Source organism: Xenophilus sp. (assembly GCF_044462705.1).
Taxonomy (GTDB): Bacteria; Pseudomonadota; Gammaproteobacteria; order Burkholderiales; family Burkholderiaceae_C; genus Xenophilus; species Xenophilus azovorans.
On the sequence record NZ_JBIQNC010000073.1, the window covers coordinates 1 to 10032 of the forward strand.

A 10032-nucleotide genomic window follows, 5' to 3' on the forward strand; every position below is an offset into this window, starting at 1 on the left:
CGCACAGCAGCGCGCGGCGGGCGGAAGACCCGGACATCGCGATCAAGGCCTGAGCGGCGCGCGCCCGGTCTATCGGCGCAGGATCTTCTCCATCGCCCTCCCCTTCGCCAACTCGTCGATCAGCTTGTCCAACCAGCGGATCCTCTGCATCAACGGGTCGTCCACCTCCTCGACACGCACACCGCAGACGACGCCCTTGATCAGGGCCGCGTTCGGATTCACGGCCGGAGCCTGTGCGAAGAAGGTCTCGACATCGCGCCCGCGGTCAATCTGCCGCTGCAGGCCCGCCTGGCCATAGCCGGTCAGCCAGCGGATGATCTGATCCACCTCCGCTTTCGTCCGCTGTTTGCGCTCGGCCTTCTGGACGTACAGCGGATAGACCTTCGCGAACGGCATGCCAAAGATCGGCGGTCTCGACACTGTCGCCGCCCTCAGCCGCGCGACACCCGCACCGTCGCATCGTCGCGCCGGTGCAGGTCGGGCAGCAGTTCCAGCCCCAGCCCCGGCTTGCCGTTCAGGCGGATCATTCCCTGCTCCACGATGGGCAGTTCGGTCACCAGCTCCTTGTACCAGCCGGTGTAGAAGGCCCGCACGCTCTCCTGCACCAGCGCGTTGGGCGCATGCAGGCTCAGGTGCGTGGAGGCGGCCCACACCACCGGCCCGGTGCAGTCGTGCGGCGCGACCGGCAGTTGCCAGGCATCGGCCATCGCGGCGATCTTGCGCGCCTCGGTCAGGCCGCCGCACCAGCTCAGGTCGAGCATCGCCACGCCGGCCACACCGGTCTGCAGGTAGTCCTTGAAGCCCCACTTGTACGCCAGCGTCTCGCTGGCGCAGACCAGCGCCTTGCAGTCGACGGCGTACTGCCTGAGCAGGTCGAGGCTGTCCATGCGGATCGCGTCCTCGTGCCAGAAGGTGTCGAACTCCTGCAGCGCGCGGGCGATCTTCTGCGCCATCGGCAGCCGCCACAGGCTGTGGAACTCGACCATGATGTCCATCTGCCGCCCCACCGCGCCGCGGATCTTGCGGAAGGGCTCCAGCGCGGCGTCGAGGTCGGCGTTGCTGATGTACTGGCCGTGGCTCTTCTCCGCCGCGAGGTCGAAGGGCCAGATCTTCATGGCCGTGATGCCTTCGGACAAAAGCGACTCGGCCAGCTCGTCGGCATGATGCAGGAAGCCCTGCAGGTCCTCGTAGGGGCCGGCGCCGTTGCCCAGGCCCCAGTTGGAGCTGCTCTGGTTGGCGGTGCTGCGCACGTACTGGTAGCCGGCGCAGGTGTTGTAGATGCGGATGGCGTCGCGGCTGGCGCCGCCCAGCGCCGTGCACACGGGCATGCCGGCGGCCTTGCCGAACAGGTCCCACAGCGCGATGTCGACGGCCGAGTTGCCGCGCGTCTCCACGCCCGAGCCGCGCCAGCCCAGGTAGCCGGTGAGGTCGCGCGCCCGGGCCTCGATGGCCAGCGGGTCGGCGCCCAGCAGCCGGGGCGCCGCCCACTCGTGCAGGTACGCCTCCACCGCGGCGGCGCCCATGAAGGTCTCGCCCAGCCCGACCAGCCCCTCGTCGGTGTGCAGCCGCACCCACAGGATGTTGGGGAACTCGCCGAGCCGGACGGTTTCGAGCCGCGTGATCTTCATGGGCGGGCTCCGCCGTCAGCCGCCGCGGACCTTCTTCAGCTCGTCCATCACCACCTGCACCGCCTCGGCGCCGATGGTGGGGATGTTCTTGTCGTACACCGGCTTGACCTTTTCGAACATGCGCTTCTGCTCGGCGGCCGAGATCTCGTTGACCTGCAGCGACTTCTTCAGCGTCTCCAGCGACTTGGCGTTGAGGTCGCGGTTGGCCTGGCGCTGCACCTTCTGCCCTTCCTTGGCCGCTTCGCGCAGCAGGGCCTGCTCCTCGGGCTTGAGCTGGTCCCACAGCTTCTTGCTGTAGAGCACCAGGAAGGGCGTGTAGGCGTGGCGCGTCACGCTCAGGTACTTCTGCACCTCGAAGAACTTGGAGGTCTCGATGGTGACGAAGGGGTTCTCCTGGCCGTCGATGGTGTGCGTCTCCAGCGCCGTGAACACCTCGCCGAAGGCCATCGGCACGGCGTTGGTGCCCAGGGTCTTGAAGGAGTCCAGGAAGATGTTGTTCTGCATCACCCGCACCTTCACGCCGTCGAAGTCCTCCACCTTGTGGATCGGGCGCTTGCTGTTGGTCAGGTTGCGGAAGCCGTTCTCCCAGTAGGCCAGGTTGACCAGGCCCGCGGCTTCCAGCTTCTTGTTGAAGTACTCGCCGGCCGGGCCGTCGAGCACGGCGTCGGCCTCCTTCTCGTTGTTGAAAAGGAAGGGCAGGTCGAACACGCCCAGCTCCTTGACGATGCCCACCAGCGGCGAGCTGGAGGTGCACACCATCTCCTGCGTGCCCGCGCGCAGCGCCTGGGTGGCCTGCAGGTCGCCGCCCGCCGCGCCGCCCCAGAAGGCCGCGATCTTCATCTTGCCGCCGGTCTTGGCGGCCAGGATCTCCTGCATCTTCTTGACGCCGACGCCGACCGGGTGGTCCTCGTTCACGCCGTTGGTGAACTTGATCGTCCGTTCGCTGAACTGGGCCAGTGCGGGCATGCCCAGCGCGAGGCCCGAGCCGGCCACGGCGGCCGTGAAGGTTCTGCGGTTCAACATCTCTTGTCTCCTTGCTTGCGGGGGTGGGAACTACCGCGCCATCCACCACGAGAGCGGAACGGTCACGATCTGCGGGAACAGGACCATCAGGAAAAGAACGAACAGGTGCGCGATGAAGAAGGGCATCACGCCCTTGAAGGCGTCGTCCATCGTGATGCGCGAGACGCCGCACACCACGTTGAGCACCGTGCCCACCGGCGGCGTGATCAGGCCGATGGCGTTGTTGATGATGAACATCACGCCGAAGTAGACCGGGTCGATGCCCGCCTTGAGCACCACCGGCATCAGCACCGGCGTGAGGATCAGCACCGTGGGCGTGAAGTCCAGCGCGGTGCCCACGATCACGATGAGCACCATGATCACGAACATCAGCAGCATGCGGTTGTCCATGAAGGGCTCGAGCATCCTGGCCACCTCGCCCGGGATGTCGGCCACCGTGATGAGCCAGGCGCTGACCATGGCCGCCGCGACCAGGAACATGACCACCGCCGTGGTCTTGCCCGCCGCCAGCGTGAGGCGGTAGAGCATCGACACCTTGAGCTCGCCGTAGACGAGCATGCCCACCACCAGCGCATAGACGGCGGCGACCACGGCGGCCTCGGTGGGGGTGAACAGGCCCATCTTCATGCCGCCGATGATCAGCACCGGCAGGAACAGCGCCAGGCTGCCGCGCAGCGTGACGCGCAACCGCTCGCCCCACGGCACGCGCGGCGCGGGCTGCACCTTGTCGCGCCGGGCCACCACCCACCAGGTCACGCCGATCGCCAGCCCCATCAGCACGCCCGGCACGATGCCGGCCAGGAAGAGCTTGGTGATCGACACGTTGGCCGCCACGCCGAAGACGATGAGGCCGATGGACGGCGGGATGACCGGCGCGATGATGCCGCCCGCGGCGATCAGGCCGGCCGAGCGCTTGGTGTCGTAGCCCGCGCGGTTCATCATGGGGATGAGCAGCGCGGCCAGGGCCGCCGTGTCGGCCACGGCCGAGCCGGAGATCGCCGCCATGATGATGGCCGCCATCACGGCCACGTAGCCCAGGCCGCCGCGGAAGTGCCCCACCCAGGCCACGGCCATCTCGACGATGCGCCGGGAGAGGCCGCCCGCGTTCATGAATTCACCCGCCAGCAGGAAGAAGGGCACGGCCAGCAGCGGGAAGTTGTCGGCGCCGTCGACGAAGCGCTGCGCGATGATCTGGCTGTCGAAGGCCGGCAGCACGCCGTTGAAGGCCAGCCAGCCCATCAGCGAGACGCCGCACACCAGCAGCGCGTAGGCAATGGGCATGCCGATGGCCATGGCGGCCAGCAGCGAGACCACGAAGATCGTGACGGTCATCGCGCGCTCCCCGGTGCGGACGCGGGCGCGCTCACCTCGGTGGCGTTGTCTTCCGACTCCATCACCTGCACCAGCTGCTCGTCGCTCAGGCGGTCGGTGAACAGCAGCCACAGGCGGTGCAGGTTCATCACGCCCATGACCACAGACACGATGTAGCCGATGCCGTAGACCCAGATCATGGAGATGCCGACCACCGGCGAGATGTTGGTGCGCTGCAACTCGTGCATCTCGAAAGTGCCCATGAAGAACAGCACGTTGCAGAACAGCATGAGCACTTGGTTGATGAAGAAGCAGGCTTTGCGGCCCAGCCTCGGCAGGTGGCGGATCATCGTGTCCACGCCCAGGTGGGCGCCGTCGCGCATCGCCACCATGGCGCCGATGTAGGTCAGCCAGATGAAGCAGTAGCGCGACATCTCGTCCGAGACGGTGATGCCGGAGTTGAAGCCGTAGCGCAGCACCACGTTGCCGAAGACCATGACCACCATGGCCACCATGCACGCGACCACCAGGAACTCCAGCAGCCGGAAGAATGCGTCGATCACGCCTTTCATGGGCTCGTCTCTCCTTGATCTGTTGTTGTGTGATCCGCGCAACGGCCGGGCGCTACACCGCCGCGGCCTTGATGCGCCGCGGCGGCGCATGGATCTGCGGGATGCGCTTGCCCGAGGTGAGCACGGTCTCGATGTCCTCGCGCGCGCCGTCGATCAGCACGCGGATCGCCTTCTCGGCCTGCTCGGGCTTGCGGGCGATGACCGCGTCGAGCACCGCGCGGTGCAGCGGCAGCGAACTTGCCGGCCCGTCCTTGCGGCGGGTGGAGATCTCGAAGCTGGTGCGCAGCAGCGCCGCCAGCGCGCGGCTCATCTGCACCAGCATGCGGTTGTGGCTGGCGGCGATCAGGCCCTGGTGGAAGCGCAGGTCGGGCGTGACGTAGTCGCCGCCGAACTCGATGGCGTGCTTCATCAGCGCGTAGGCGGCCTCCATGCCGGCGATGTCCTCGGGCGTGGCACGCTCGGCGGCCAGCCGCACCGCAGCCGGCTCGACGGCGCGCCGCAGGTCCTGCAGGTCGCGCAGGAAGTCGCGCGACAGGCCCACCCGCGTCTGCCAGACGATGACATCGGCGTCGAACCAGTTCCACTGGTCGGCCGGCAGCACCCGCGTGCCCACCTTGGGGCCGGTGCTGACCAGCCCCTTGGCGACCAGCGACTTGACGGCCTCGCGCACCACCGTGCGGCTCACGCCCAGCTCCTCGCACAGCAGCGGCTCCGGCGGGATGGCGCTGCCCGGCGCATAGCGGCCGGCCACGATGTCCCCGCCGATGCGGTCCACCGTGTTGCCGTGGACGTTCTTGATGGTTGCCATGCGCCGCGCGGGGAACGCTCTTCGCCGCTCAGGGCTTGATGCCGACCTTGGCGACGAGCTGCTTGAAGTACGCGTGGTCGCGCGCCATGGCCTGGCCGAACTCGGGCGCGTCCAGGTAGGCGAAGCCCAGGATGAGCTTGTCCAGCGTCTCGCGCAGCGCCGGGTCCTGCGCGGCCTTGCGTGTGGCCTCGCGCAGCACGTTCACCACCTCGGGCGGCGTGCCCTTGGGCAGCGCCAGGCCGCGCCAGGTGCCGATGCTCAGGTCGATGCCGCGCTCCTTGAGCGTGGGCACCTTGTCGAAGGCCGGCACGCGCTGGTCGGCCATCACCGCCAGCATCTTCATCTTGCCGGCCTGCACGTGCGTGGCCACCTCGCCGGGGCTGACGGCCACCGCATCGATCTGCCCGCCCAGCAGCGCCACCACGCCCGGCGCCGCGCCCTGGAAGGGCACGTGGTTGAACTTCACGCCCACCTTGTCCTCCAGGCCCACCGCGGCCAGGTGCCAGATGGAGCCGTTGCCGGAGTTGCCCATGGTGACGGTGCCCGGCTTCGCCTTCGCCGCGGCGAGGAATTCCTCGATGGTGTTCCACGGCGCGTCGGCGCGCACCGTGATGGCGGAGGGATCGCCGTTGAGCCGCGCCACCGGCGCGAAGCCCTCGTAGGTGAACTTGGCCAGCCCCAGGTGCGGCAGGATCACCAGCTCGGCAATGATCATGCCGACCTTGTAGCCGTCGGGCCGCGCGTTGAGCACGTCGGTCATGCCGATGACGCCGCTGGCGCCCGGCTTGTCGTTGACCACCATCGGCTGCGGCAGGTACTTCTTGATGACTTCCGCAAAGCCGCGCGCCAGCGCATCGGTGCCGCCGCCGGCCGAGGCCGGCACCACCAGCTCGATGGGCTTGGCCGGGTAGTCGGCCGCCTGCGCGAAGGCGTGCGGCAGCGGCAGCAGTGCCGCGCCCAGGCCCTGGACGACGTGGCGGCGCGAGATGCGCGGGATGGTGCTCTTCATGCGTGCGTGTCTCCGGTGTGCGGCGCTCGAAAACCCTAGGCGCCGCGTCGATGCTTGTTCTTATCATATGATGATTGAAACGCAGCGGATTCAGAGGAAAAACCCTGAGCCGGCCGCAGCGAGCCCCCTCCTCGCGCAACGGAGACACCATGAGCGACGCCCCCCGCAAGAAGAAGCCCCCGCACGAACTGCGCAGCCAGCAGTGGTGGGGCCGCACCGACCGCGACGGCTTCATCTACCGCAGCTGGGTCAAGGGCAAGGGCGTGCCGCACGACCAGTTCGACGGCCGGCCGGTCATCGGCATCTGCAACACCTTCAGCGAGCTGACGCCCTGCAACTCGCACTTCCGCACGCTGGCCGAGCAGGTGAAGATCGGCGTGTACGAGGCCGGCGGCTTCCCGCTCGAGTTCCCCGTCATGTCGCTGGGCGAGACGCTGCTGCGCCCCACCGCCATGCTGTACCGCAACCTCGCCAGCATGGACGTGGAGGAAAGCATCCGCGCCAACCCGCTCGACGGCGTGGTGCTGCTGATGGGCTGCGACAAGACCACACCCGCGCTGATGATGGGCGCGGCCAGCGTCGACCTGCCGACCATCGGCGTCTCCGGCGGCCCCATGCTCAGCGGCAAGTGGCGCGGGCAGGAGCTGGGCTCGGGCACCGGCGTGTGGCAGATGAGCGAGATGGTGCGCGCCGGCACGCTGAAGCTGCAGGACTTCTTCGAGGCCGAGAGCTGCATGCACCGCAGCCACGGCCACTGCATGACGATGGGCACCGCCAGCACCATGGCGAGCATGGTCGAGTCCATCGGCATCGGGCTGCCCGGCAACGCGGCCTACCCCGCCGTCGATGGCCGCCGCAACGTGCTGGCGCGCATGGCCGGGCGGCGCATCGTCGACATGGTGCACGAGGACCTGGTGATGTCGAGGATCGTCACGCGCGAGGCGATGGAGAACGTCATCAAGGTCAACGCCGCCATCGGCGGCTCGACGAATCTCGTGATCCACCTGCTGGCCATCGCCGGCCGGCTGGGCATCGACCTCACGCTCGACGACTTCGACCGCATCGGCTCCGAGCTGCCCTGCCTGCTGGACCTGCAGCCCTCCGGCAAGCACCTGATGGAGGACTTCTGCTACGCCGGCGGCCTGCCGGTGGTGATGAAGGAGATCGCGCACCTGCTGCACAAGGACCTGATCACCGCCAGCGGACAGACCGTGTGGGAGAACGTGAAGGACGCGGAGAACTACAACCCGCAGGTGATCCGCCCGCTGGCCGAGCCCTTCAAGGACAAGGCCGGCATCTGCGTGCTGCGCGGCAACCTCGCGCCCAACGGCGCCATCATCAAGCCCAGCGCCGCCACGCCCGAGCTGCTGGTCCACAAGGGCCGCGCCGTGGTGTTCGAGAACGCCGACGACCTGCACAAGCGCATCGACGACGAGGACCTCGACATCGACGAGACCTGCGTGATGGTGCTGAAGAACTGCGGCCCCAAGGGCTACCCCGGCATGGCCGAGGCCGGCAACATGCCGCTGCCGCCCAAGGTGCTGCGCAAGGGCATCACCGACATGGTCCGCGTGAGCGACGCGCGCATGAGCGGCACCGCCTACGGCACCGTGGTGCTGCACACCGCGCCCGAGGCGGCGGCGGGCGGGCCGCTGGCGCTGGTGAAGAACGGCGACATCGTGGAGCTGGACGTGCCGAACCGCCGCCTGCACCTGCACGTGAGCGACGAGGAGCTGGCGCGCCGCCGCGCCGAATGGACGCCGCCCAGGCCGCCGCTCGATTCGGGCTACTGGAAGCTGTACGTGGACAACGTGCTGCAGGCCGACGAAGGCGCCGACCTCGGCTTCCTGCGCGGCAAGCGCGGCAGCTTCGTGCCGAGGGACAATCATTGATGACGCAAGCGTCATCAATGATTGCGGCGAGGCTCATGTCGCGAAGCGACGTGAAGGCGCGTCAGCGCCGGGCCGGAGCCACAACCCCATGAGCTTCGTCGCCGTCGACTGGGGCACCAGCTCGCTGCGCGGCGCGCTGGTCGCCGACGACGGCCGCGTAATCGAGGAGCGCAGTGCCGCGCGCGGCATCCTGAGCGTGCCGCCGGGCGGGTTCCCCGAAGCGTTCGAGTCGCTGTTCGCGGACTGGATGGCGCCCCCCGGCCGCACGGCCCTCGTCAGCGGCATGGCCGGCAGCCGGCAGGGCTGGATCGAGGCGCCCTACTGCCCCTGCCCCGCCGGCGCCGCGGAGATCGCGCAGCGCATCGTGCCGGTCGAGGCGGGCCGCATCGCCATGGTGCCGGGCCTCTCGGACGAGCACGACGGCGTGCCCGACGTGATGCGCGGCGAAGAGGTGCAGATCCTCGGCGCGATGCAGCTCACCGGACTGGACGAGGGGTTGTTCGTGCTGCCCGGCACCCACAACAAGTGGGCCCGCGTGCAGGGCGGCCGCGTGACGGGTTTCCGCACCTGCATGACGGGTGAGTTCTATGCGCTGCTGTCGCAGCATTCGATCCTCGCCCGCACGCTGGATGCCGCGGCGCCGCTGGACGAGGCCGCCTTCCTCGACGGCGCGGCCCGCGCCGCGCAGGGCCGCGGCCTGCTGCACGACGCCTTCGGCGCGCGCACCCTGGCGCTGTTCGGCCGGCGCGACGCCGCCGCGCTGGCCAGCTACCTTTCGGGCGTGCTGATCGGCGAGGAGCTGCGCTCGCAGCCGCTGCGCGAGGCGGGCGAACTGGTGCTCGTCGGCGCGCCCGCCCTCACGCGACGCTACGCCCTCGCCCTGGGCACCGCCGGCCTGCGGCCGCGCGTGCTCGGTGCCGAAGCCACCTGGGCCGGCCTGCACGCCTTGCACCGGGCCCGTTCGATACCTGCCTGAACCGCCATGCCACTCACCGCCCTCGACACCTTCCGCGACGCGATGCAGGCCCTGCCGCTCATCGCCATCCTGCGCGGCCTCGCGCCCGGCGAGGCGCCGGCCATCGGCGACGCGATCACGGGCGCCGGCTTCCGCCTGCTCGAAGTGCCGCTGAACTCGCCCCGGCCGCTGGAGAGCATCGCCCTGCTGCGCGCGCACTGCCCCGCCGCGCTGGTCGGCGCCGGCACGGTGCTGGGCGCACAGCAGGTGCGCGAGGTCCATGCCGCCGGCGGACAACTGGTGGTGGCGCCGAACTTCGATGCCGAAGTGGTGCGCGAGGCGGTGCGGCTCGGCATGGTCGCGCTGCCCGGCGTGTTCACGCCCACCGAGGCCTTCGCCGCCCTGGCGGTCGGCGCGCACGGGCTGAAGCTCTTTCCGGCCGAAGCCGCCTCGCCGGCCGTGCTCAAGGCGATGCTGGCGGTGCTGCCCGCCGGCACGCCGCTGATGCCGGTGGGCGGCATCACGCCCGAGTCGATGGCCGGCTGGCGCCGGGCCGGCGCGGCCGGCTTCGGCATCGGCTCGGCGCTGTACAAGCCGGGCAAGGACGCCGCCGCCGTGCGCGAGGACGCGCAGCGCTTCGCCGCCGCCCACGCCGGCTTCACCACGGTCTGAACAGGAACAGCCCATGTCCGCCCTGCCCCGCGCCCTCTCCCCCGACGCCGAATACGCCAGCCCCGCCGTGCGCCGCCTGCGCGACGACCTGTCGCTGGCCCTGCGCGCCGCCGCGTACCACGGGCTGGAGGAAGGCGTGTGCAACCATTTCAGCGTCATGCT

General features: G+C 69.4%; 10 protein-coding genes and 1 pseudogene. 4 read left to right on the plus strand and 7 right to left on the minus strand.

The window, feature by feature from the left end; translation table 11 throughout:
* Nucleotides 1–69: 69 nt before the first annotated feature.
* Genes ACIY1X_RS12720 through ACIY1X_RS12750 form a run of 7 tightly spaced genes read right to left on the minus strand, consistent with a single transcriptional unit; the run spans nucleotide 70 to nucleotide 6351 of the window.
* A complete protein-coding gene (locus ACIY1X_RS12720) occupies nucleotides 70–396 on the minus strand; it encodes a DUF2200 domain-containing protein (RefSeq protein ID WP_399680940.1) in 327 nt (108 codons plus the stop codon).
* A gap of 35 nt (nucleotides 397–431) precedes the next feature.
* Entirely contained in the window at nucleotides 432–1628 is a 1197-nt protein-coding gene (locus ACIY1X_RS12725; RefSeq protein ID WP_399680942.1) for a mandelate racemase/muconate lactonizing enzyme family protein, read from the minus strand.
* A 15-nt stretch (nucleotides 1629–1643) separates the two neighbouring features.
* Entirely contained in the window at nucleotides 1644–2651 is a 1008-nt protein-coding gene (locus tag ACIY1X_RS12730) for a TRAP transporter substrate-binding protein (protein WP_399680943.1), read from the minus strand.
* 30 nt (nucleotides 2652–2681) lie between these two features.
* Nucleotides 2682–3983: a TRAP transporter large permease subunit gene (locus ACIY1X_RS12735; protein ID WP_399680945.1), complete on the minus strand. Its 1302-nt coding sequence runs from the start codon at nucleotides 3981–3983 to the stop codon at nucleotides 2682–2684.
* Nucleotides 3980–4534 carry a TRAP transporter small permease gene (locus ACIY1X_RS12740; protein ID WP_399680947.1) on the minus strand — a complete coding sequence of 185 codons (555 nt, stop codon included), beginning with the start codon at nucleotides 4532–4534 and terminating at the stop codon, nucleotides 3980–3982. The genes ACIY1X_RS12735 and ACIY1X_RS12740 overlap by 4 nt, the downstream gene beginning before the upstream one ends.
* A 52-nt stretch (nucleotides 4535–4586) precedes the next feature.
* Nucleotides 4587–5342, minus strand: a complete 756-nt coding sequence (locus ACIY1X_RS12745) for a FadR/GntR family transcriptional regulator (RefSeq protein ID WP_399680948.1) — start codon at nucleotides 5340–5342, stop codon at nucleotides 4587–4589.
* Between the two features lie 28 nt (nucleotides 5343–5370).
* Nucleotides 5371–6351, minus strand: coding sequence for a Bug family tripartite tricarboxylate transporter substrate binding protein (locus ACIY1X_RS12750; RefSeq protein WP_399680950.1), 981 nt, complete (start codon nucleotides 6349–6351; stop codon nucleotides 5371–5373).
* Between the two features lie 149 nt (nucleotides 6352–6500).
* Here ACIY1X_RS12750 and ACIY1X_RS12755 point away from each other — a divergent pair, with 149 nt between their 5' ends.
* The 4 genes and pseudogenes from ACIY1X_RS12755 to ACIY1X_RS12770 all read left to right on the plus strand — a co-directional run.
* Nucleotides 6501–8243, plus strand: coding sequence for an IlvD/Edd family dehydratase (locus ACIY1X_RS12755; RefSeq protein ID WP_399680952.1), 1743 nt, complete (start codon nucleotides 6501–6503; stop codon nucleotides 8241–8243).
* Between the two features lie 88 nt (nucleotides 8244–8331).
* Nucleotides 8332–9219 carry a 2-dehydro-3-deoxygalactonokinase gene (locus ACIY1X_RS12760; RefSeq protein WP_399680953.1) on the plus strand — a complete coding sequence of 296 codons (888 nt, stop codon included), beginning with the start codon at nucleotides 8332–8334 and terminating at the stop codon, nucleotides 9217–9219.
* 6 nt (nucleotides 9220–9225) lie between these two features.
* Nucleotides 9226–9870 carry a 2-dehydro-3-deoxy-6-phosphogalactonate aldolase gene (locus tag ACIY1X_RS12765; RefSeq protein ID WP_399680955.1) on the plus strand — a complete coding sequence of 215 codons (645 nt, stop codon included), beginning with the start codon at nucleotides 9226–9228 and terminating at the stop codon, nucleotides 9868–9870.
* 13 nt (nucleotides 9871–9883) lie between these two features.
* Nucleotides 9884–10032 (plus strand): annotated as a pseudogene (locus ACIY1X_RS12770) (hypothetical protein); the annotation flags it as partial.